Origin of the sequence: Bacillus sp. RE35, from assembly GCF_052146655.1 — a bacterium.
Lineage (GTDB): Bacteria > Bacillota > Bacilli > Bacillales > Bacillaceae_G > Bacillus_A > Bacillus_A cereus.
The window spans coordinates 4,957,438-4,979,417 of record NZ_CP197377.1 but is presented as its reverse complement, the minus strand read 5'-3'; the positions used below and the strand labels follow the sequence as shown (position 1 = coordinate 4,979,417).

Here is a 21,980-nt window from a genome sequence, read left to right as displayed (position 1 = left end):
TTATTATTCAGCTTCAGATACTACTGTGAAGCGTTCGTTTACGTGTTTTGGATTTTCAATTTCATCAAGTGCTGCAACTGCGAAGTCTTCATAACTTACGTAGCTATCACCTTTTGAGTTTACAAGCAGGTTGTCTTTACCAGCTGTATAAGAACCAGTGCGTTTTCCTAATGCGAATAGTGCAGAAGGGCTGATGAATGTCCAAGTGATATCATTTGTTTGTTGTAAGATTTCTAAGTTTTTACCTTGGTTTTGAGCTGTTGCAAGGTATTCGCCTGGGAAACCTGGTGTCTCAAATACACGTGTTGTTTTCTCTTCGTCTACAAATAAGCTTCCAGCGCCACCAACTACAAGTAATTTTGTGTTAGGTGCACCTTTCATCGCTTCAATTAGTACGTTTCCTGCATCTACGTGAAGGTGTTCTTGTCCTGTTGGAGCACCGAATGCATTTACAACTACATCGAATGCTTGCAAGTCGTTAGATGTAAGAGAAAATACGTCTTTTTCTAAAACTTTTACGTTTTCTTCTGTAATTTTTGCAGCGTTTCTTACGATTGCAGTTACTTCATGTCCGCGATCCAATGCTTCTTTTAAAATACGACTTCCTGCTTTACCAGTTGCTCCGATAATTCCGATTTTCATAATAAATCCCTCCAAAGTGTTTTGTTAAAGTGTATATCTGAAAGTAAATGAATTTGTTGTAATTAGGTTTGTTACAACCTGTTGTAATCATTATAGTTACAGGTTGGTATTTTTGTCAATAGGGTTGTTTGTGAATTTATTTTTTGTTTTAGTATGCACAGTTAGAGGGAGGGTAGTCAGTCATAAGGACATTGTTCCTGTGAACCTGGCTAATATTTGGAAATTGCAAATTGTCGAAAAATGTTGATTTTTGAATGTTTTTTAAATATAATTCGTTTTATGGAGAAAAGGAGGGGTTAATTGTATGAATATTTTAGAGCAATTTATTTCATCAACAAATACAATTCTTTGGTCATATATTCTTATTGCGATGTTAATTGGTTTAGGTCTTTATTTTTCTATTAAATTGAAATTCGTACAAATTACTCATTTAGGGGAAATGGTTCGACTAATGAGTGATGGATTAACTGGAAAGACGCGTAAAAAAGGTAGTGTATCTTCTTTCCAAGCGTTTTGTATGAGTTCAGCAGCTCGTATTGGTATCGGTAACTTAGCTGGTGTAGCATTAGCTATATCTATGGGAGGACCTGGAGCTGTATTTTGGATGTGGGTTATTGCGATTATCGGGGCTTCTTCAAGTTTCGTAGAAAGTACGCTTGCCCAAATTTATAAAGTAAAAGATGGCAGTGGCTTCCGTGGTGGTCCTGCTTATTATATGGAAAAAGGTTTAAATAAACGTTGGATGGGAATTTGGTTTTCTATCCTTATTACAGTTAGTTACGGTTTAATTTTTAACTCAGTACAAGCGAATACAGTAACATTAGCGTTTGAAAATGCATTTGGTTTAGAGCGTTATATTGTTGGTATTGTATTAGCTGCATTAGTTGCGGTTATTATTTTTGGTGGTGTAAAAAGTATTGCACGTATGTCGGAAATGATTGTTCCGCCAATGGCGCTTGTTTATATTGCGGTAGCTATTTTTGTTGTCATTAAAAACTTCTATTTAATACCAGATGTGTTTACGGAAATCTTTAAAGGTGCATTCGGTTTAGATTCAGCTGTAGGTGGCGGTATCGGTGCTGCGATGAAATATGGTATTCAGCGCGGATTATTTGCGAACGAAGCAGGTATGGGTAGTGCGCCGAACGCGGCAGCAACAGCTGATGTAACGCATCCAGCAAAACAAGGTTTTATTCAAACGATCGGCGTTTTAGTAGATACATTCTTAGTATGTACATCAACAGCATTTATCGTACTATGTTCTGGTGCATATAAAGCAACAAATTTAGAAGGTATTGAATTAACGCAAAATGCATTAAGCTCACAAATCGGCCCATGGGCAAGTAGCTTCTTAGCGATTATTATTTTCTTATTTGCATTTAGTTCTCTTTTAGGAAACTACTATTATGGTGAAACAAATATTGAATTTATTAAGCAAAGCAAAACGTGGTTAACAATTTACCGTATTGCGGTAGTTGGAATGGTATTATTCGGTTCTGTTGCGACGCTTCAAGTTGTATGGAATATGGCAGACTTATTTATGGGTCTAATGGTAATCACGAACTTAATTGCGATTACACTTCTTGGCCGATTTGCGTACGCGGCATTAACAGACTATGTAAGACAAAAGAAACAAGGGAAAGATCCAGTCTTCAGTGCAGATTCTATTCCTGGTTTAACGAATACAGAGTGCTGGGATAAGCCAGTGGTAACAGATAAAGAAAAAGCAGTGTAATTGAAAAGGCGAGCATCGAGGTAAATTCGATGCTCGCCTTTTTTGTTGTAGTAAATGATGAAAAGGGTGAGGGGTAATTATTAATATAACTTTTTTGTTTGTTTCTCTCGTTATTTGTGGGGAACGTACTGTTTTAAAAGTATGGTTGGTCGAATAGGATAAGTTATTAAGTATTGGATAAATGCATGTAATGGCTATATTTTCATGTGAAAAAACACGTATGTTAAAAGAGTTAACGTACTCATGTTATAAAACCTAACATAAAGTTCTTGATTACTAAAAGTTTTTAGAATATAATTTTCTTATTGTTAGGAAGAGGGGGCAATGCAATTATGGATTTTTTAGCTAAGGTAATTGGGGATATAAATAATATCCTTTGGTCATATATCATTATTGCGATGTTAATTGGGTTAGGGCTCTATTTTTCATTTCGTGTGAAATTTGTCCAAGTTCGTTACTTCGGTGAAATGATTCGTTTGCTTGGGGATGGGGCAAGCTCGAAAACGAGGAAAGCGCAAAAAGAGAAGAGCGGCGTATCATCATTCCAAGCGTTTTGCATGAGTACAGCTTCTCGTGTAGGTACTGGTAACTTAGCTGGTGTAGCTATTGCGATCTCAGCAGGTGGTCCAGGAGCAGTATTTTGGATGTGGTTAATCGCGGTAATTGGGGGTGCTTCTGCATTTGTAGAGAGCACATTAGCGCAAATTTATAAAGTAAAAGATGGGAATGCATTCCGTGGGGGCCCAGCGTATTATATGGAAAAGGGTTTAAAGAAACGCTGGTTAGGTGTTGTGTTCTCTGTTCTAATAACAGTAAGTTTCGGATTGATTTTTAACGCTGTACAGTCTAATACTGTAGCGGCTGCCTTTGATGGGGCGTTCAAAACAGATAGTAGATTAGTAGGTCTTGTTATGGCTGGTTTACTTGCAGTTATTATTTTCGGTGGAGTAAAACGAATTGCTCGCGCGGTTGAAATGATTGTTCCAGTAATGGCAATTATTTATGTAGCAGTGGCATTATTCGTTGTTGTAACAAACATTACGGCAATTCCATATGTATTTAAAGAAATTTTCTTACATGCTTTCGGAATTAAAGAAGTAGTAGGCGGAGGATTAGGAGCTGCGATTTTATTAGGGGTAAAACGTGGGTTATTCTCAAATGAAGCAGGTATGGGTAGTGCGCCGAACGCAGCAGCGACTGCAAACGTAACGCACCCAGTTAAACAAGGTTTCATTCAAACTTTAGGGGTATTTACTGATACATTATTAATTTGTAGTTGTACAGCATTTATTATTCTTTTATCAGATGTGCATAATGCAGCTGATTTAAACGGAATTCAATTAACGCAGCAGGCGTTAAGTCAACATATCGGTCCATGGGCTTCTATATTTGTAGCAGTGGCAATCTTCTTGTTTGCGTTCAGTTCATTAGTAGGTAACTACTACTATGGTGAAACAAATATTGAATTCTTAAATGGAAGTAAAGTGTTATTAAATGCATACCGCATTGCTGTACTTGGTATGGTTATGCTAGGATCTGTAGCGACAATTCAAATCGTTTGGGATTTAGCAGATTTATTTATGGGAATTATGGCTGTTATTAACTTAGTAGCAATTGTATTCCTTTCTAAGTATGCTTTCGCAGCGTTATCAGATTATATTAAGCAAAAGAAACAAGGGAAAGATCCAGTCTTTTATGCGGAGTCTATTCCAGGTTTGAACAATACAGAGTGTTGGGGTGAGTCAGCGGTAGCTGATAAAGAAAAAGCGGTATAATGAAAAGGGCATCAAGTGAAACTTGATGCTCTTTTTTGTTTTATTCAACTATTTGCAGATAGTAAAAGACGAACATTCATAGACGTTTTATAATAAAATGTAATTTTTTAAAGAAAAGTGCGGATATGATTTGTGATTTGTGTTAGAATGGAAAATGCCTTTGAAATAAGAGGTTTTATGATCTTTCCTATCCGATTGAAGATTTTGGAGGAGAAATGGAAAGTTCGGATTATTTCTTGTTTTGAATGGTCAGACGTTCAACGTTAATGAAGAGTTAAATGGAGGATTTTATTAATGAAGTTTGTTATGTTCCTTGTAGGATTACTCGTTGTATTTGTACTCGGTTTTCTTATAAGTGCCGATCGAAAGAAGATTAAGTATAAACCAATCGCAATTATGCTTATTATTCAGCTAGCATTATCTTATTTCTTATTAAATACGCAAGTTGGTTATATTTTAGTAAAAGGAATTTCAGATGGATTTGGCGCACTTCTTGGATATGCGGAAGCTGGAATCGTTTTCGTATTTGGTGGTCTTGTTAATAAAGGAGAGGTTTCATTCTTCTTAACAGCGTTATTACCAATCGTATTCTTTGCGGTTTTAATCGGAATTCTGCAACACTTTAAAATTTTACCGATATTTATTCGTGCTATTGGTACGTTGTTAAGTAAAGTAAATGGTCTAGGAAAACTAGAATCATATAACGCAGTAGCAGCTGCCATTGTTGGACAAGCAGAAGTATTTATTACAGTAAAAGATCAATTAAGTAAAATCCCAAAACATCGTTTATATACATTATGTGCATCTTCTATGTCGACAGTGTCGATGTCAATCGTTGGTTCTTATATGAAAATGATCGAACCGAAATATGTAGTAACAGCACTTGTATTAAATTTATTTAGTGGTTTCATTATCATTCATATTATTAACCCGTACGATATTACAGAAGAAGAAGATACACTGAAATTAGAAAATAAGAAAAAACAATCATTCTTTGAAATGCTGAGCGAGTACATTATGCTTGGTTTCACGATTGCGATTACAGTAGCAGCTATGTTACTTGGTTTCGTAGCATTAATTACAGCAATCAATAGCTTGTTTGACTCAATGTTCGGTATTACATTCCAAGCTATTTTAGGATATATTTTCTCACCATTAGCATTCGTAATGGGTATCCCGCAAGCAGAAATGGTAACAGCGGGACAAATTATGGCAACAAAATTAGTATCAAACGAGTTTGTTGCGATGCTTGATCTTGGAAAAGTAGCTGGTGATTTATCGGCTCGTACAGTTGGTATTCTTTCTGTATTCCTTGTATCATTTGCGAACTTCTCATCTATCGGAATTATTGCAGGTGCAACAAAAGGTATCGATGAAAATCAATCAAATGTTGTATCATCATTCGGTCTACGCCTTGTGTACGGTGCGACATTAGTAAGTATTCTATCAGCGATTATCGTTGGTGTTATGTTATAAAAAAAGGATGGCTCTAGCTCATAGCTAGGGCTATTTTCATGGTAAATTTACATGAAAAAACCAATTAATTAGGAATATATTAACATATAAAAATCTTTTAAAATTTATATTGCATTTCGTCTAGATAACGCTTACAATTTGATTTGTAGGTGGTATCAATTTCAGACTTTCAAGTATGGTAGGAGAGAAGAAGCTACCTTTTATAAATTGCAATTTATGTAAACGCTTACTGATTTTAGATGACAGTTGAATAGTTTTAGGGGTTTTAAATTTTTTTAACAACAATGGTCAGACGTCATTCGTTATACGTTATACGACCAATAACTTGTGGGAGAAGTGGAGGATTCACATATGAAGTTCGTAATGTTTCTAGTCGGTTTACTTGTAGTGTTTGTACTAGGTTTCCTTATTAGTTCAGATCGTAAGAAAATTAAATATAAACCAATTGCACTTATGCTTGTTATTCAATTGGTACTTGCGTATTTCTTACTAAATACAAAGGTCGGATTTGTATTAGTAAAAGGGATCGCAGATGGATTTGGCGCTATTTTAAAATTTGCGGAAGCTGGGGTTAATTTCGTATTTGGTGGTCTAGCAAACGATGGACAAGCACCATTCTTCTTAACAGTATTATTACCGATTATTTTCTTAGCAGTATTAATCGGGATTCTGCAACATATTAAAGTTTTACCGATTATCATTCGTGCAGTCGGTTTCCTATTAAGTAAAGTTAACGGTTTAGGAAAACTAGAATCATATAATGCGGTAGCAGCTGCAATCGTTGGTCAAGGGGAAGTATTCATTACAGTAAAAGATCAACTAAGCAAATTACCGAAAAATCGTTTATACACACTTTGTGCATCTTCAATGTCTACAGTATCGATGTCAATTGTCGGTTCTTATATGAAAATGATTGATCCAAAATATGTAGTAACAGCACTTGTATTAAACTTATTCAGTGGATTCATTATCGTTCATATCATTAATCCATATGAAGTAAAAGAAGAAGACGATATTTTAGAATTACAAGAAGACAAGAAACAAACATTCTTTGAAATGTTAGGCGAATATATTATGCTTGGTTTCTCAATCGCTGTAACAGTAGCGGCGATGTTAATCGGTTTCGTGGCATTAATTACAGCAATTAATGGTGTATTCGATTCAATTTTCGGAATCACATTCCAAAGCATTTTAGGATATATCTTCTCACCATTAGCATTCGTAATGGGTATTCCAACATCAGAGATGTTACAAGCAGGACAAATTATGGCAACAAAATTAGTAACGAATGAATTCGTTGCAATGCTTGATCTTGGTAAAGTAGCTGGTGATTTATCAGCTCGTACAGTAGGTATTTTATCTATCTTCCTTGTATCATTTGCGAACTTCTCATCTATCGGAATTATCGCAGGTGCAACGAAGAGTATCGATGGCAAACAAGCAAACGTTGTATCATCATTCGGTTTAAAACTTGTATACGGTGCAACATTAGTAAGTATATTATCAGCGATTATCGTTGGGGTTATGCTTTAATAAATTAAGAAAAGCAATGAGCGTAGGCTCATTGCTTTTTTTGTTTAACTTGCTTTATCCAAGTCTCTTTTAAAACGTGGTTTCTCTAAATAAGTTCCCAGTCTCCACACATATTCCACTGGCCCCATTCGGTATTTCTGGAGCCAATAGGTGCTAACGAATAATTGAATTGTATAAATTCCGATGGTTAAAAGAATACCGAAGAAATAGCCGATTTTCCCGTATAAGCCAAATCCATATGCGTAAAAAATGGTTGTTGCGATAATAGATTGCGCTAAGTAATTACTAACGGACATTTTCCCCATGCTCGCCATGTATGTTAGTAGACGGGTTGCTTTTTTGTAATGGAATAATAAAATGATTGTGCTTCCGTAAAAGAAGGTCATAGTTACTGGTGTAAGACCATCTTGTAACATAATTAAAACCGGGTGTTTTATGAACATAGCTAAGATTTTAATTGTAAAAGAGAAGAGACCGGTGGCAAACCATATTTTTTTGACAGCAGGTATATGTTTACTGACCTCAAATAGCCAGCCTTTTTTCCCTACATACATTCCGAGTAGGAACAGTGGAGACATAAAAATTATTGCGAAAACTGATATGAAAAATAATCCGAATGCACCGTCAATTCCCATGTAATCAAAAGGATTTTCAGTCAATCTAAAGTTGACGTGATCCATATAGCTTCCAGTTTGATGGACTTTATGTTCTTTTTCAGTATAAGGTGCGAAATCATTTATATTTGTAGATGGATCAGTTTGATAAGACATAAGTGTAATAAGTGCGAGTAGAATAATCGCCCAAATAAGCAAAGTTTTCGGTTTTCGATTGATGAATATCATTAAAAAAATCCCGATTATTCCGTATGCAAATAAAATATCTCCCTCCCAAACAAAAGTGCCGTGAATGTAGCCGAGTAGTAAAAGAATGATAATACGTCTTATGTATGTGGGGAAGAATTTTTTTCCTTTTGCGATAATACTTTTTTGTAACAAAATAATGCTAAGCCCAAATAGAAAAGAAAATAGGGATATAAAGTTATGTGTGCCGAAAAATTGAATAAACCAATTAGCACCTTTATCAAGATCGCCAAATAGATAAGTTGGTTTTTCACTGGTGAAGAACCCAAATTGAATTAATGTCATATTGACTAGTAAAATGCCAAACAAAGCGAAACCACGAATTGCATCAACAGCTTCTACACGTTGATTCATTTTTCCTCTCCTCGTATATTCGTTTTTATATTGAAAATAATACCATTTTATATCTGGCACTATGTCAAATATGAGGAAATTTAAGGAGATTTTAAGATAGAGAGCAAACAAAAAAATCACCTTAATACATGTATTAAGGTGATTGAAATATTACTCAGCTGGAGGCGTAAATGTACGTTTCTCTAATTCAGCATCTAGCATAAACAGTGCGTTTGAATCGCTTGTAATACGTTTTAATTTTTGAATGATGCTATCGAATGAAGCTTCTTCTTCAACTTGTTCGTCAACGAACCATTTTAAGAATGTAATTGTTGCATGTTCACGCTCGTCCCAAGCGATATCAGATAAGTTGTAAATACGTTTCGTTACTTCACGCTCGTGCTCAAGTGCGACTTCAAAAGCGTTTAATACAGATTCGTATTCGTTATTCGGATTATCAAATCCAGTAATAATAGCGCGCTCTCCGCGGTCATTAATATAGTTGTAAAGCTTCATTGCGTGGAAACGTTCTTCTTCAGCTTGTACAAGGAAAAAGTTAGCGAATCCATCATAGCTCTCAGCTGTACAGTAAGCAGCCATTGCCATATAAGCATGGGCAGAGTAAAATTCAAAGTTCATTTGTTCATTTAATGCGTCGTGCAATTTTTTTGATAACATAAAATCCCCCTTAGTATTGTGACAAGAATATTATACCATAATTGATAATATTCTCATTTAGATACTTCGAACCTTTTTGAAAGCTTTGCGACGTGTGCGTCCATAATGTCTTGTAAGTCTAAATCATATTTTTGCGAAAGAATAATAAGGTTAGATAGTACATCGCCAAGTTCTTCTTTTAGTTCTTGTTTTAGCTCTTCTTCTGTTTTCGCATCTTCATCAGGGCGATCGCGGCCAATTTCAATAGCACGAACGACTCGTGAAACTTCCCCAACTTCCTCGGTTAAGAAATTTAAGCGAATAAAGGCATTATACTGTGACCAGCTTCGTTTTTCGTAAAATTCCTCAACCCATCTTTGAAATGCAACGATATCCATTTCTTCCTCATCTCCTCAATATGTTGTACAATGTCAATTGTATCATAACAATATATAGTTTCGGGGTGTAGGAATGAGAAAGATTTGTGTGTTTGCAGGTTCTAATTTAGGGGAGAGACCAGAATTCAAAGAGCAGGCAATTCAGTTAGGTAAAATGTTTGTTGAGAACGAGTATGAGCTTGTATACGGTGGTTCATGCGTTGGATTAATGGGAGAAGTAGCAAACGAAGTTCTTCGTTTAGGTGGACGTGTAACAGGTGTTATGCCGCGCGGTCTATTTCGAGGAGAAATTGTGCATACAGGATTAACAGAATTAATTGAAGTAGAGACGATGCATGAACGTAAAGCAAAAATGGCAGAGCTTGCGGATGCTTTTATCGCGCTTCCAGGCGGATACGGAACGTTTGAAGAACTATTTGAAGTTGTATGTTGGTCACAAATTGGTATACATAATAAGCCGGTTGGTTTATTAAACATAAAAGGTTTTTACGGACCAATTTTGCAAATGGTTGAACGTGCAGCAGAAGAAGGATTTATGAATTCATCAAATAAAGAATTGATCGTTTCAGCTGAGACAGCAGATAAACTAATTCATGCAATCCAAAATTATGAGCGTCCTGTTTTGGGAACGAAGTGGAAGCAACTATCATAGCAAATACGGAAACACATGTCGTTTTAATTTAAGATGGCATGTGTTTTTAATTTGGTTAAATATGTTAATTTTTAGATGTAATGTTTTGGGGAAAGGAGAGATAGATGGAGGAGTTCGTATATTTACGTCCGGTTTTTAAAAGTATTTTAGCAGCGTCTATTCTTGTTATGCTAATTGTTTTGAGACAGAAGAAAGAGTTGATTAATGAATTTTCGCTTTGGTTTATCTCGGTATTGTGTATCGGTGTTTCAGCGATAACGTTGTTTATGTCCGGATTTATCGTTGATGAGTATAATCTAGGTGGAGATCCACAATCGTTTTGTATGTTTATTGCGATTGGTTGTATTAGTGGTCTGAATTTCATTATTTATTACAGAAGGCAATAAAAGAGGCATTCCATATTACTTTGGAATGCCTTTATCATTTTGATTGCTTTGTTTTTTATACAGGTACCAGCCACCCCAGCCGCCACCAATTGCTACGACAACGAGGAAAGCATTCGACACGTATATTGAAAATATTAGCTATAAGTAAGAGAATCCCAACTGTTATTAACGCAAAAAATGCTCTAATTAAGTAGTCTTTCAACTGAACCACTCCCGTCATTTAAGTAGTAAATGATGAATTTGGAAAAGCTAAAGGGTGTTTCCTATATTTTAACATAGATGAGATTGTAATATATTGATAAAAGTAGGGGAGAGGGGCGCTGATATTGTCGTGATTTGTCGGCAAATTGATATCCTTTGTCAAATCGTTGATATATTGCGGGTAATGATCGATATAATGAAAAAATCGTTGATATATTGCGAGTTATGATCGATATATTTGAAAAATCGTTGATATAATTTCGTATACCGTTAAGTGCGACCATTACATAAAAAAGCGACTCTAAACGAGCCGCTTCCGCTTTTAATGATATCCAGCTCCAGCGGCTAGAACAGTCGGTTGTTTCACTCCTTCATTCGAGGCAAAAAGCGCCTCGTAATCAGGAGTTCCAACACCCTCCTGTTCTGAACGAGCCGCTTCCGCTTTAAAGTCTATTATTGATTCAAGAACGCACGTAGCATCCAAGCGTGTTTTTCTAGTTCTGTGTAGATGCCTAGTAGTAGGTCAGATGTCATTTCATCGTCAGAGTCTTGAGCGATTTCCATGCCTTTTTTCAGTTCGACTAGCATCATTTCGTAGTCTTTCATGATTGCTTCGACCATCCCTTCTGCAGTTTCTCCGTATGCTGCTTCTTGAATAGAAGATAGTTCTAAGTATTCTTTCATTGTTGCTACTGGTTTGCCACCAATTGCTAAAATACGTTCTGCAATTTCATCGATGTGAGTAGCTGATTCTGTGTAAAGTTCTTCGAATTTCTCGTGTAATGTGAAGAATTGAGGTCCTTTTACGTACCAATGGAAGTTGTGAAGTTTTGTGAATAAAACGCTCCAGTCTGCTACTTGTTTGTTTAATACTTCGATTACTTGTTTGTTCATTATGATCAATCTCCTTTTGAGTTGTTATGTGATATCAATTACTAATTTATAATCATTATAATCTAGTAATCTCTATAAATCAACCCTTTTGCTGGAATTAATTTGAACAAATTATGAACTGTTGTAAATAAAAGGCCCTATTACGGTGAAGTAATAGGGCCTTTGTTTGAGATATGGCTCTTGTTCTAAACGAGCCGCTTGTGCTTTTAGTGATATCCAGCTCCGGTGACTAGACCAGTCGGTCATTTCGCTCTCTCGCTCGAAGCAAAAAGCGCTTCAAGGTCGAGAGCTTGAAGTGTCCTGCGATTCTGAACGAGCCACTTCCGCTTTTATTTGTTAAACGGCCTTTTGTTTTTCTTCTACATCCTGCCCATCCCAGCACTCTGTATTTTTTAAGCCAGGGATAGAGTTTGCAACGAAGACAGGATCTTTTCCTTGTTTCTTTTGCTTCAAATAGTCTACTAATGCAGCGTAAGCAAATTTGCTAAGGAATGAGATGGCAATTAAGTTTGTGAATACCATTAGTCCCATGAATAAATCAGCTAAACTCCAAACTGTTTTAAGAGCAGCGATTGATCCGAAGAATACCATTCCGACAACTGCAACACGATAAATCATTAACCATGTTTTACTTTCTTTAATGAATGCGATATTTGTTTCACCATAATAGTAGTTTCCTAGAAGTGAACTGAAAGCGAATAGGAAAATAATAATCGCTAAGAAAGTGCTTGCCCACGGTCCAATTTGTGAACTTAATGCGTTTTGTGTTAATTCGATACCTTCTAAATTTGATCCTTTGTAAAGTCCAGAACATAATACGATAAATGCTGTTGATGTACATACTAAGAATGTATCTACGAAAACGCCTAATGCTTGAACAAGCCCTTGTTTTACAGGGTGAGATACATCAGATGTTGCGGCTGCATTAGGAGAGCTACCCATTCCTGCTTCCGTAGCGAATAAACCGCGCTGAATTCCGAACTTGATTGCTGCTCCAATACCACCAGCGATGGCTTGGTCTAAACCGAATGCACCGTTAAAGATTTCCATGAAAATGCTTGGTAACATACTGAAGTTGTTAATAACGACAAAAATAGCCACGCCGATATAAACGATTGCCATTGGCGGAACAATCATTTCTGTAATACGTGAAATGCTCTTAATGCCACCAAAAATAATAACTGCAACTAATAAGGCTAATAGAGCTCCTACGATTGTTCGCTCTAGTCCAAAAGCATTTTCAAACGCTATTGTTACTGTATTTGCTTGCACTGAATTGAAAATTAATCCGTACGCAACTGTAATAAGAAGTGAAAACCAGACGCCCATCCAGCGTTTGTTTAACCCTTTTTCCATGTAATATGCTGGTCCACCACGGAACCTACTTCCATCTTTTACTTTATAAATTTGCGCAAGTGTACATTCTACAAAACTAGTAGCTGCTCCGATAATTGCGATAAACCACATCCAAAATATTGCGCCAGGTCCACCCATTGAAATTGCTAATGCTACACCAGCTAAGTTTCCGATACCGATACGTGCTGCTGCACTTAAGCAAAATGCTTGGAATGGTGAGATGCTATCTTTCTTTTTTTCTTTTCGATTAAACCCTTTACTAATTAAGCTGACCATCTCACTGAAATGAGTAATTTGGACAAATTTTAATTTAAAAGAGAAGTAAAGACCGAAGCCGATTAGCATTGCAATAAGAATATATGACCATAAAATATTATTCGTTACCTCAAGGAATCTGCTAAAGATATCAACCATATAATACACTTCCTTTTTTTCGTAATAAGAAAATTATATGCAAAAAATATACGAGAATCAATTTTTCTAAAAAATTATGTTACTTAAATCATTTTTGTGTTATGATTATGTTACATCGTAATATTTTTAGAATTATTTACATTTTAAAAAACTAAATTTAAAGCGAGAAGGTGGGGATAATTTGAAAGAAGATTCTTTATGGAAAGTAAGTCTTGAGAGTTTGAAAATGAGAAGTAATATATTTTTTATCATTACATCTTTAAGTATCTTTTTAGGGTCCACTTATTATTACAATAAAAGATTTCCAAATCACAAATATCCTGAGTGGTTAGAATTTCTAAAGTTGATTGGATGAATAAAAGACAGAAAAACAGAAAATTAAAATAAACAAGTTATGGAGGAGCTAAAAATGAATATTAGAGAAAGTGAACTTCCAGGTATTGGTTATAAGTTTCAAATCGTTACGAAAGGTAACGAAAAGATGGTAATTGTCATTCATGATGATGGTCGTAGAGAAATGTATCATTTTGATTCAGATCATGAAGAAAGCATCTCAAGTATTTCACTACGTGACTCAGAGGCGAGACAAATCGCTGCAATATTAGGTGGAATGGTATATAAGCCTAGGGCGTTAGAAAATGTTGAGATGGTTTTTGAAGGTTTAGCGATTGAGTGGTTCAAAGTGGAGAATACAGCTCCAGCAATCGGAAAAACAATTGGCGATCTTGAAATAAGAAAAACATATAGCGTAACAATAATCGCGGTTATGAAGAAGAACATGAAGAAGCTATTTAATCCAGGACCAGAAACAGTAATTGAAGAAGGAGATATGCTTGTAGTTTCAGGTGAGAGAGAAGAAATTAAAAAAATCATTAATGAATTACTTTCAAATAGGGGGGACTGATTAGATGGATACGTTAATTTTTGAAGTTGGTACAGCTTTAGTTTTAGTGGCAATTGCAGCAGTAATTGCTGGAAAATTTAAATTCTCAGTAATTCCTTTTCTAATCGTTCTTGGAATGTTAGTAGGACCGCATGCACCGACAATAGGTGTTATCGATCTCAAATTTATTGAAAGTGCAAGTGTAATTTCCTTCCTTGGACGGATTGGGGTTCTATTCCTTCTATTCTATCTAGGATTAGAATTTTCAATGAAAAAACTAATTAAATCTGGACGCTCTATTGCGATTGGCGGAACGATTTATATTTTAATTAACTTTTCACTTGGTTTGTTATACGGATTTATAATGGGATTCCCATTACTAGAAATCTTAATTATTGCGGGTATTATTACGATTTCTTCTAGCGCTATCGTTGCTAAAGTGTTAGTGGACTTAAGAAGAACTGGTAATAATGAAACCGAATTAATTTTAGGAATTATTATGTTTGAAGATATATTCCTTGCTGTATATTTATCAGTTGTTTCTGGTTTAGTACTTGGAGATCACGCTTCCTTCTTAGGTGCTCTTACTTCAATTGGAATTGCTTTAGGATATATGCTTCTATTCTTTATAGTAGCTAGAAAGGCTACGCCGTTATTAAATAAATTGCTCAATATTAGCTCAGATGAAATCTTTATTATTGTAGTATTTGCTTCATTATTCTTCATTGCTGGTTTTTCAGAAACAATTCACGTTGCAGAAGCAATTGGAGCACTTCTTCTAGGATTAGTTTTCTCTGAGACAGAGCATAGTGACCGAATTGAACATCTTGTTGTTCCATTTAGAGACTTTTTCGGAGCTATTTTCTTCTTCAGCTTCGGGTTAAGTATTGATCCGTTCTCATTAGGCGGAGCGATATGGTTAACGTTAGGTGCTGTCCTTCTTACGATAATCGGTAACTTTGTAGCAGGAATGATTGCAGGAAGACAAGCTGGATTATCTCATAAAGCATCAACAAATATCGGATTAACAATCGTTTCAAGAGGAGAGTTCTCCATCATTATGGCTAATATCGGTATCGCTGGTGGTTTAATGTCAGTACTGAAACCATTCTCAGCACTATACGTGCTTATACTATCCATTTTAGGCCCACTTTTGACAAAAGAGTCGAAGAATGTATATAAATTCTTAAATAAAATCTTTAAGTGGGATACGAAGACTAACTAAACTAAATTTTAAAAAATAAAAGTACAAGATATTTCCTGCTTGTACTTTCATTTTTGTAATGAAAACAGTAAAGAGAGGTACATGATGTTAGGAGAGTTGATCCATTCGGTTTTAGTTTTTTTAGAAGGACTTGGTTATTGGGGAATTATGCTTGGATTAATGCTAGAGGTTATTCCAAGTGAAATCGTATTGTCTTATGCAGGTTATTTAGTATCAACAGGAAGCATTACATTTTGGGGCGCTGTCGCGTTCGGTACAATTGGTGGTGTAATTGCACAACTATTCATTTATTGGATTGGTCGATATGGAGGAAGACCTGTTCTTGAGCGATATGGAAAATATATTTTAATTCAGAAGAAACATATTGATTATGCTGAAGATTGGTTTAATCGTTATGGAACTGGCGTTATCTTTACCGCACGTTTTATTCCGGTTGTGCGTCATGCTATTTCGATACCAGCGGGTATTGCGAAAATGTCACATGCTAAGTTTATTACGCTAACTACATTAGCTGTTATTCCGTGGTCAATTGTGTTTGTATATTTAGGTTTTAAATTAGGAACAGAGTGGGAAAGTATTAATAAAGTTGCGGGGCCATATGTGAAATACTTTGCACTTGCTGCTATTGTTTGTGCAATTGGTTATTTTGTATTAAAAAAAATGATGAAAAAAAAGTGATTACAGAAAAGGAATTTATGTCGACGTAGATTCCTTTTTTATTGGCATTTTTTCAAGGATGAAAGAATACGTTTAATATTTACCATATTGTGGCATACATATAGAAAAAGGGTGCTTGGAAAGGGGAATAAAGAGAAATGGAACTCCAGTTTCAAAATGTATATCAACAGGTAGAGAATTGGTATGTGTTGGATTCGGAGCTTCCTTGGGATGTCAAAAAGTTGAGAGAGGATTTGTTTTCTCTTATTGGAGTATGTAAAACGCCCGTTATTTTTTGTGATACGTGTGATGCAAATGATGTGCTTCTATCATTAGGGGAAGAGGAAGAAGAGTTCCTATTCCCAGTAGGTGGTTTTTATCATAAAGAAAAGCAATTAATTTTCGTTTGTATGTGGGAAGAGTATGATCAAGTTCTCAAAACGCTACTGCATGAATTCCGCCATGCGATGCAGCATAAGAGAGATATATTATATGTGGGAAGTGAACGGTACGAAGAGCGGTGGATTGAAAAAGATGCGAGGAAGTTCGCGGAGAGGAAATTGGATGAATATAAGAGTAGAAAGTTAATGTAAAGCATAGTGGAGAAATAGCGCTGTGCTTTTTGTACTTATTAAAAATAAGTATTTGACTTTTATTAAGTTTAGTTCTAAACTAATGATATGAAACAAGCGAGGTGATGAAATGAAAACAGAAGATAGACTAGGGCTACTATTATGGTTTCGTTTGTCACGCTTTTATAATAAGAGTATTCGTGAGACGAATCAGCATTTGAAAAAATGGAATATATCTGCCGCCCAGTTTGATGTGTTAGCTCAAGTTGGAGGACATAATCGTTTAACGCAGCAAGAACTTGGAAATAAGCTATTTGTTACGAAAGGAAATGTAACGCAGCTTTTAAATAAAATGGAGCAGCTTGAGTGGATTTTGCGTGAACAAGAGGGTACTACGAAATATATTTCTTTAACAGAAAAGGGAAGAGCTTTATATGAGGAAATCGTCCCACCTCAAGAAACGTTCCAAGCAGAGAAGTTTCATAATTTAAATATAGAGGAACAAAAGCAGTTATTAACACTATTAAAAAAGTTACAGTAAGAAAAAATTTTAAAATAAATCTCGAATTCGAGATAGTATGAGGTGAAGGATATGTTTAGAAAAGTTGATCATAAAAATATGGGCAGAGCAAATCATGGTTGGTTAAATACACATTTTCATTTTTCTTTTGCCAATTACTACAATCCAAATAACATGAACTTCGGAGCGTTACGTGTTATTAATGATGATCTAGTAGCGGCGCAAACTGGTTTTGATATGCATCCGCACCGTGATATGGAGATTATTTCTTACGTTGTAGATGGTGCTTTAACACATGAAGACAGCATGGGAAATCGCGGAACAATTGAGCGTGGACATGTTCAATATATGAGTGCTGGCACGGGTGTATTTCATAGCGAGCATAATTTAGGCGATGAAACGCTGCGTTTATTACAAATTTGGATTTTACCAGACCGCGCAGATCATAAACCAAACTATGGTGAGTTTAAATTTGATTGGAGCAAGCGTGAAGATGAATGGTTCCATATGGTATCTTCAGTAGAAGGAAATGCACCAATTCAAATTCACCAAGATGCGAATTTATATTCTTTATCATTAGAGGCTGGAAAAGAAATTCATTTTCCAGTGAAAGAAGGCCGTCAATTGTACCTTGTACAAATTGAAGGAAGCAGTGTAATAAATGGTGAAACGTTTGTTATGCGGGATGCAGCAGAATCTGTAGAAGAAGATATTCACATTCAAGCGAAAGAGCAATCACACTATTTAGCAATTGAATTGAAAAAACAATAAAAGGTTTATAGAAAAGAGGACATCCGATAGATGTCCTCTTTTTTTGATTGGAATTGTCTGAAAAATGTTTCTCAAATTTTTGGTAGAGGTATCGGCTGGGAAAATAAGAATTGTATAAAAGTGTCAAAAATCTTTATGGGAATGGGGAATGTTATAGTGAAAAAGCAAGTCATTTCATCAGCATTAGCGTTAACTGTTATCGCCGGGGGATTTGGAGCGTTTGGGGCAACGACAACGAAAGCGGAAGAACAAAAAATTCAATATCATCAAGAATTTAAAACACCTGCATACATAGGTGAAGAATGGAAAGCACCGGAAGGACTAGATAAAAAAGAGACAGTCTTTCAATACTTAGAGAGTAAGAAAGATATGTTTAAATTAGCAGGAAATATTGAAAAGCATTTTAATATCGTTGGGGAAGAAAAAGACGCTGAATCTGATACGACACATGTGAAGCTAGTTGAGAAACATAATAACATTCCTGTGTACGGTTCTGATCAAACTGTTACACTTGATAAAGAGAATAATGTAAAAGCATTCTTCGGACAAGTTATTCCGAATTTAGATGATAAAAATATTCCTGCAGCTGCAAGCATTACTGCGGAACAAGCAGAAACAATTGCAAAGGCAGATATTGAGAAAGAAATTGGTAAAGTAAAGAGTTATGATGGTGTGAAAAAAGATTTATTTGTATATGAAAAAAACGGTAATTACTACCTTGCATACTTAGTTAAGGCATCGATTTCAAAACCAGCTCCAGGGTATTGGCATTATTTTGTTGATGCAACGAATGGAAATGTTATTGAGAAATATAACGCTGTAGATAACATTACTGGATTTGGTTACGGAGTATTAGGTGCTAGACAATCATTTGAAATTGCTCAAGATACGAAAACAGGACAATTCAACTTGTTTGATGGTAAACGAGGACAAGGTGTTCATACATTTGATGCAGAAAATATGGACGAGAACTGGTTTAATTTATTCTCACAATGGCTTGGATATACAGGAGAAGAAGTTGAAAGTAAATCTAAGTTCTTCGAAGATAAAGCTGCAGTTGATGCGCATGTAAATGCAGGAAAAGTATATGATTACTACAAAAAGACATTTAATCGTAACTCTTTCGATGATAAAGGTGCGAAGCTTATTTCAACTGTTCACGTAGGGGAGAGCTGGAATAACGCAGCTTGGAATGGTGTGCAAATGATGTATGGTGATGGCGATGGAAAAACATTCATTCCATTATCTGCTGGACTTGATGTTATCGGTCACGAATTAACGCATGCTGTAACTGAACATACAGCAAACCTTGTTTACAAAAATGAGTCAGGGGCGTTAAATGAATCGTTATCTGATATTATGGGTGTTATGGTTGAGAAGAAGAGCTGGGATTTAGGTGCTGATATTTATACACCTGATAAACCTGGTGATGCACTTCGCTCTCTTAAAGACCCAGCGTCTATTCCAAATCCATTAAAACCAAGTGAAGGTTACCCAGATCACTATAGTAAACGTTATACTGGAACAGCTGATAATGGCGGTGTTCATATTAACAGCAGTATTAACAATAAAGCTGCATATTTAGTATCTGAAGGCGGAGATCATTACGGCGTGAAAGTAACTGGAGTGGGCCGTGAAGCGACAGAAAAAATTTACTACCGTGCTCTTACGAAATATTTAACTGCAAACTCTGACTTCAAAATGATGCGTCAAGCTGCTCTTCAGTCAGCTGAAGATTTATATGGAAAAAACTCTAAAGCTGTACAAGCTGTAACGAAAGCTTATGATGCAGTAGGTGTAAAATAATAAGAGAAAAGACCTGACATCCTAGTCAGGTCTTTTCTTTATCCCGCTATCCGCAAATGATGAAATTTCCACTTTATTTAGTCGCGAATGCCTAATGCGATTTTCGCCATACGTGACATACGTTCTTTCGACCACGGTGGATTCCAAACGACATTTACTTCTATTTCATTAACTTCAGGTACGTTTGTTGATAATACTTTTTTAACGTCTGATACGATTTGCCCAGCCATTGGACAACCGATAGAAGTCATAGTCATCGTAATGACAGCATTATTATTTTCATCTGCTGTAACATCATAAACTAATCCAAGATTAACGATATCAACACCTAGTTCAGGGTCAATAACAGCCTCTAAATTGGCAAGTAATTTATTTTCAAATGCTTCTTGTGACATAAGCAGCCCCTCCTACACTTTAATGATATCGATTCTCATTATAACGGAAATGAGCATAATGTGCAGGAAATGAGCTCAAAAAAATATCCCTCTTTCAAAGAAGGGATATTTTTTGAACATCTATTCTGTTTTAAAATGAGATACGAGTTGATCTAACTCTTCAACTGTTTGTTTCATTTTTCCAGCAGTTACTGCCATTTCATTCATAACGATAACTTTTTTTTCAGCAGATTGTGCCGTTGCGGCAGTTTCGCTCGATACTTCAGTAGAGATAGAAGCGATGTTATTAAGTGAAGCGTTCATTTCTTCAGCACTTGCAGCCATTTCTTCAGCAGTTGCTGATATATCTTGCATTTGAGTAGATACTTTATTTACTTGTTCTACAATTGTTGAGAAAGAAGTACCAGCTTCACGAATAACATTAATGCCTTCAAATGCTTCAGAACGGCCTTGAGACATCATAGAGCTAGCAGTTTCTGTATCATTTTGAATTTGATGTAGTAATTGATTAATGTCTGTTGCAGCTGTTTTAGATTGTTCAGCAAGTTTTCGAACTTCGTCAGCTACGACAGCAAATCCTTTTCCTTGCTCGCCAGCACGAGCTGCCTCAATAGAAGCATTTAAAGCAAGTAAGTTTGTTTGCTCAGCAATATTAGAAATAGATTGTACAGCAGTATCAATATATTTCGTATGAGTGATTAGACGTTCAACCACTTCTGACGTAGCATTTACAGCTTCGTGTATCGTTGTCATTTGTGAAACAGATTTTTGGATAACGGTACTTCCATCGCTAGCATGTTCAGATGTGGCAACAGCAAGTTCCGCTACAGATGAAGCAGATTCAGCAATGCGCTGAACACTTACTGCCATATCATCCATTGCAGTTGAACTTTCTTCCATACTAGAAGTTTGTGATTGAATACTTGCATTTAAGTTGGACATCGAGCTTTGGACTCTTAATGTCGCCTCACGTGATGTATTCGTTTTTTCTAGCATATTTTCAGAAGCGGTTTGTACTTCCACTGATGTTTTTTGAACACGATTAATAATATGTTGTAGGTTTTCTAACATTTTATTAAATGATGCTGCGATGGCACCGATTTCATCGTTGCTATTTACTTGTAGACGTGCTGTTAAGTCACCTTCTTGAGAGGCTAATTCTTTTAGTTTCGTGTCAATTTGTTGAATTGGTTTCACAAGTTTACCAGAGAACCACCATGCAAGAATAATTGCAACGACAATACAAATAACAAGTGATAGAAATACTGCATATTCAATTCCTAGTGAAGATTGATCAATTTTTTCAATAGATTGTTCACGTAATTTAGCTTGTTCATTACTGTAATTTGTGAAATCACCAATTACTTTATAGACAGTGCCATTTTCTGAAGAAGCTACTTGTAAAGCTTCTTCCCATTTTTGTTCTTTTGCAAGAGTAAATACTTTTTCTTCAACGAACTTTCTCCAAGTAGACCCTAATTCCATTGTGCTTTTCACGGACGAAGAAACATTTGGATTAGAAAGAAGTTTATCTTTTGAATCCTCAAGACGTTTACTCATCTCATTAAACTTGTCTAATTCGACTTGATCATGTTGTAGTAAATAACCTCTTAAAGCAGAGAGCTGTACTTGATAAGCGTCTCCACGCTCTTTCAATTCTGTTGCCAGTGGAGAAATTTCTTTTTGTAATGTTTCAGCTTTACGAGATTGGTCGATAGCAAAAAATAAAATAAATGCTAAGGCGATACCAAATAAAGCGCAAATCGTTCCCATCATGAACATAAGTTTTTTTCTGATACTTACAAAATTCATATGATAAAAAGCCTCCTTTGTGAAATC

Annotated in this window: 22 protein-coding genes and 1 pseudogene; 13 read left to right on the top strand and 10 right to left on the bottom strand. The window is 35.7% G+C overall.

The annotated features are described in order from the left end of the window. Positions 1–3: 3 nt before the first annotated feature. Positions 4–642, bottom strand: a complete 639-nt coding sequence (locus ACTL4X_RS25585; protein ID WP_033696583.1) for an NAD(P)-dependent oxidoreductase — start codon at positions 640–642, stop codon at positions 4–6. Between the two features lie 304 nt (positions 643–946). Between ACTL4X_RS25585 and ACTL4X_RS25580 the strand changes: the two genes are divergently transcribed. The 4 genes from ACTL4X_RS25580 to ACTL4X_RS25565 all read left to right on the top strand — a co-directional run bounded on the left by ACTL4X_RS25580 (position 947) and on the right by ACTL4X_RS25565 (position 7,161). Further along, positions 947–2,377, top strand: coding sequence for an alanine/glycine:cation symporter family protein (locus ACTL4X_RS25580; protein WP_001022930.1), 1,431 nt, complete (start codon positions 947–949; stop codon positions 2,375–2,377). Positions 2,378–2,709: 332 nt separating this feature from the next. Continuing rightward, positions 2,710–4,152, top strand: coding sequence for an alanine/glycine:cation symporter family protein (locus tag ACTL4X_RS25575; RefSeq protein ID WP_000346373.1), 1,443 nt, complete (start codon positions 2,710–2,712; stop codon positions 4,150–4,152). 294 nt (positions 4,153–4,446) lie between these two features. Then, positions 4,447–5,628: a NupC/NupG family nucleoside CNT transporter gene (locus ACTL4X_RS25570; protein WP_000673839.1), complete on the top strand. Its 1,182-nt coding sequence runs from the start codon at positions 4,447–4,449 to the stop codon at positions 5,626–5,628. A gap of 351 nt (positions 5,629–5,979) precedes the next feature. Beyond that, the gene (locus ACTL4X_RS25565) at positions 5,980–7,161 is read left to right on the top strand and encodes a NupC/NupG family nucleoside CNT transporter (protein ID WP_000673874.1); all 1,182 of its coding nucleotides are present in this window, start codon (positions 5,980–5,982) and stop codon (positions 7,159–7,161) included. 44 nt (positions 7,162–7,205) lie between these two features. Here ACTL4X_RS25565 and ACTL4X_RS25560 read toward each other — a convergent pair whose 3' ends face one another. The 3 genes from ACTL4X_RS25560 to ACTL4X_RS25550 form a co-directional block, all read right to left on the bottom strand. After that, on the bottom strand, positions 7,206–8,375 hold the full coding sequence (locus tag ACTL4X_RS25560) for a DUF418 domain-containing protein (protein WP_001076348.1): 1,170 nt from the start codon (positions 8,373–8,375) through the stop codon (positions 7,206–7,208). Positions 8,376–8,525: 150 nt separating this feature from the next. Then, positions 8,526–9,032, bottom strand: coding sequence for a ferritin (locus ACTL4X_RS25555; protein ID WP_000949403.1), 507 nt, complete (start codon positions 9,030–9,032; stop codon positions 8,526–8,528). Positions 9,033–9,085: 53 nt separating this feature from the next. Next, positions 9,086–9,409, bottom strand: coding sequence for a MazG nucleotide pyrophosphohydrolase domain-containing protein (locus ACTL4X_RS25550; RefSeq protein WP_000355744.1), 324 nt, complete (start codon positions 9,407–9,409; stop codon positions 9,086–9,088). An 88-nt stretch (positions 9,410–9,497) separates the two neighbouring features. On the opposite strand from ACTL4X_RS25550, the gene ACTL4X_RS25545 reads away from it, so the two are divergent. Continuing rightward, positions 9,498–10,061 (top strand): TIGR00730 family Rossman fold protein, encoded by a 564-nt coding sequence (locus ACTL4X_RS25545; protein ID WP_002026558.1) that lies wholly within the window; start codon positions 9,498–9,500, stop codon positions 10,059–10,061. Positions 10,062–10,165: 104 nt separating this feature from the next. Next, positions 10,166–10,447, top strand: coding sequence for a hypothetical protein (locus ACTL4X_RS25540; RefSeq protein WP_000390910.1), 282 nt, complete (start codon positions 10,166–10,168; stop codon positions 10,445–10,447). A 15-nt stretch (positions 10,448–10,462) separates the two neighbouring features. Here ACTL4X_RS25540 and ACTL4X_RS25535 read toward each other — a convergent pair. The 4 genes and pseudogenes from ACTL4X_RS25535 to ACTL4X_RS25520 all read right to left on the bottom strand — a co-directional run bounded on the left by ACTL4X_RS25535 (position 10,463) and on the right by ACTL4X_RS25520 (position 13,312). Beyond that, positions 10,463–10,649, bottom strand: a pseudogene (locus ACTL4X_RS25535) (hypothetical protein). 321 nt (positions 10,650–10,970) lie between these two features. Continuing rightward, on the bottom strand, positions 10,971–11,132 hold the full coding sequence (locus tag ACTL4X_RS25530; protein WP_015406518.1) for a hypothetical protein: 162 nt from the start codon (positions 11,130–11,132) through the stop codon (positions 10,971–10,973). Then, positions 11,102–11,542, bottom strand: a complete 441-nt coding sequence (locus ACTL4X_RS25525) for a Dps family protein (protein WP_001041895.1) — start codon at positions 11,540–11,542, stop codon at positions 11,102–11,104. Before ACTL4X_RS25525 ends, ACTL4X_RS25530 begins: the two co-directional genes overlap by 31 nt. 336 nt (positions 11,543–11,878) lie before the next feature. After that, positions 11,879–13,312, bottom strand: a complete 1,434-nt coding sequence (locus ACTL4X_RS25520) for an alanine/glycine:cation symporter family protein (protein WP_000227591.1) — start codon at positions 13,310–13,312, stop codon at positions 11,879–11,881. Positions 13,313–13,721: 409 nt separating this feature from the next. On the opposite strand from ACTL4X_RS25520, the gene ACTL4X_RS25515 reads away from it, so the two are divergent. From ACTL4X_RS25515 to ACTL4X_RS25485, 7 genes are all read left to right on the top strand, one after another. Next, complete coding sequence (locus ACTL4X_RS25515; RefSeq protein WP_001026075.1) at positions 13,722–14,216, top strand: cation:proton antiporter regulatory subunit; 495 nt, start codon at positions 13,722–13,724, stop codon at positions 14,214–14,216. A 4-nt stretch (positions 14,217–14,220) separates the two neighbouring features. Further along, complete coding sequence (locus ACTL4X_RS25510) at positions 14,221–15,420, top strand: cation:proton antiporter (protein WP_000380223.1); 1,200 nt, start codon at positions 14,221–14,223, stop codon at positions 15,418–15,420. Positions 15,421–15,504: 84 nt separating this feature from the next. Then, positions 15,505–16,098 (top strand): DedA family protein, encoded by a 594-nt coding sequence (locus ACTL4X_RS25505; RefSeq protein WP_000900214.1) that lies wholly within the window; start codon positions 15,505–15,507, stop codon positions 16,096–16,098. A gap of 137 nt (positions 16,099–16,235) precedes the next feature. After that, a complete protein-coding gene (locus tag ACTL4X_RS25500) occupies positions 16,236–16,670 on the top strand; it encodes a DUF3920 family protein (RefSeq protein ID WP_000422806.1) in 435 nt (144 codons plus the stop codon). A 109-nt stretch (positions 16,671–16,779) separates the two neighbouring features. Further along, complete coding sequence (locus tag ACTL4X_RS25495; protein ID WP_000845467.1) at positions 16,780–17,190, top strand: MarR family winged helix-turn-helix transcriptional regulator; 411 nt, start codon at positions 16,780–16,782, stop codon at positions 17,188–17,190. Between the two features lie 51 nt (positions 17,191–17,241). Next, positions 17,242–17,940 carry a pirin family protein gene (locus ACTL4X_RS25490; protein WP_000488927.1) on the top strand — a complete coding sequence of 233 codons (699 nt, stop codon included), beginning with the start codon at positions 17,242–17,244 and terminating at the stop codon, positions 17,938–17,940. Between the two features lie 156 nt (positions 17,941–18,096). Beyond that, on the top strand, positions 18,097–19,746 hold the full coding sequence (locus ACTL4X_RS25485; protein ID WP_033666654.1) for a M4 family metallopeptidase: 1,650 nt from the start codon (positions 18,097–18,099) through the stop codon (positions 19,744–19,746). Between the two features lie 77 nt (positions 19,747–19,823). Here ACTL4X_RS25485 and ACTL4X_RS25480 read toward each other — a convergent pair whose 3' ends face one another. Continuing rightward, a complete protein-coding gene (locus ACTL4X_RS25480) occupies positions 19,824–20,141 on the bottom strand; it encodes a metal-sulfur cluster assembly factor (protein WP_000076422.1) in 318 nt (105 codons plus the stop codon). 120 nt (positions 20,142–20,261) lie between these two features. Further along, entirely contained in the window at positions 20,262–21,953 is a 1,692-nt protein-coding gene (locus ACTL4X_RS25475) for a methyl-accepting chemotaxis protein (RefSeq protein ID WP_001012202.1), read from the bottom strand. Positions 21,954–21,980: the final 27 nt, after the last annotated feature.

Coding starts and splice junctions, on each gene's coding strand:
- ACTL4X_RS25585 (WP_033696583.1), bottom strand. CDS start 642: ATGAAAATCGGAATTATCGGAGCAACTGGTAAAGCAGGAAGTCGTATT.
- ACTL4X_RS25580 (WP_001022930.1), top strand. CDS start 947: ATGAATATTTTAGAGCAATTTATTTCATCAACAAATACAATTCTTTGG.
- ACTL4X_RS25575 (WP_000346373.1), top strand. CDS start 2,710: ATGGATTTTTTAGCTAAGGTAATTGGGGATATAAATAATATCCTTTGG.
- ACTL4X_RS25570 (WP_000673839.1), top strand. CDS start 4,447: ATGAAGTTTGTTATGTTCCTTGTAGGATTACTCGTTGTATTTGTACTC.
- ACTL4X_RS25565 (WP_000673874.1), top strand. CDS start 5,980: ATGAAGTTCGTAATGTTTCTAGTCGGTTTACTTGTAGTGTTTGTACTA.
- ACTL4X_RS25560 (WP_001076348.1), bottom strand. CDS start 8,375: ATGAATCAACGTGTAGAAGCTGTTGATGCAATTCGTGGTTTCGCTTTG.
- ACTL4X_RS25555 (WP_000949403.1), bottom strand. CDS start 9,032: ATGTTATCAAAAAAATTGCACGACGCATTAAATGAACAAATGAACTTT.
- ACTL4X_RS25550 (WP_000355744.1), bottom strand. CDS start 9,409: ATGGATATCGTTGCATTTCAAAGATGGGTTGAGGAATTTTACGAAAAA.
- ACTL4X_RS25540 (WP_000390910.1), top strand. CDS start 10,166: ATGGAGGAGTTCGTATATTTACGTCCGGTTTTTAAAAGTATTTTAGCA.
- ACTL4X_RS25525 (WP_001041895.1), bottom strand. CDS start 11,542: ATGAACAAACAAGTAATCGAAGTATTAAACAAACAAGTAGCAGACTGG.
- ACTL4X_RS25520 (WP_000227591.1), bottom strand. CDS start 13,312: ATGGTTGATATCTTTAGCAGATTCCTTGAGGTAACGAATAATATTTTA.
- ACTL4X_RS25515 (WP_001026075.1), top strand. CDS start 13,722: ATGAATATTAGAGAAAGTGAACTTCCAGGTATTGGTTATAAGTTTCAA.
- ACTL4X_RS25510 (WP_000380223.1), top strand. CDS start 14,221: ATGGATACGTTAATTTTTGAAGTTGGTACAGCTTTAGTTTTAGTGGCA.
- ACTL4X_RS25505 (WP_000900214.1), top strand. CDS start 15,505: ATGTTAGGAGAGTTGATCCATTCGGTTTTAGTTTTTTTAGAAGGACTT.
- ACTL4X_RS25500 (WP_000422806.1), top strand. CDS start 16,236: ATGGAACTCCAGTTTCAAAATGTATATCAACAGGTAGAGAATTGGTAT.
- ACTL4X_RS25495 (WP_000845467.1), top strand. CDS start 16,780: ATGAAAACAGAAGATAGACTAGGGCTACTATTATGGTTTCGTTTGTCA.
- ACTL4X_RS25490 (WP_000488927.1), top strand. CDS start 17,242: ATGTTTAGAAAAGTTGATCATAAAAATATGGGCAGAGCAAATCATGGT.
- ACTL4X_RS25480 (WP_000076422.1), bottom strand. CDS start 20,141: ATGTCACAAGAAGCATTTGAAAATAAATTACTTGCCAATTTAGAGGCT.
- ACTL4X_RS25475 (WP_001012202.1), bottom strand. CDS start 21,953: ATGAATTTTGTAAGTATCAGAAAAAAACTTATGTTCATGATGGGAACG.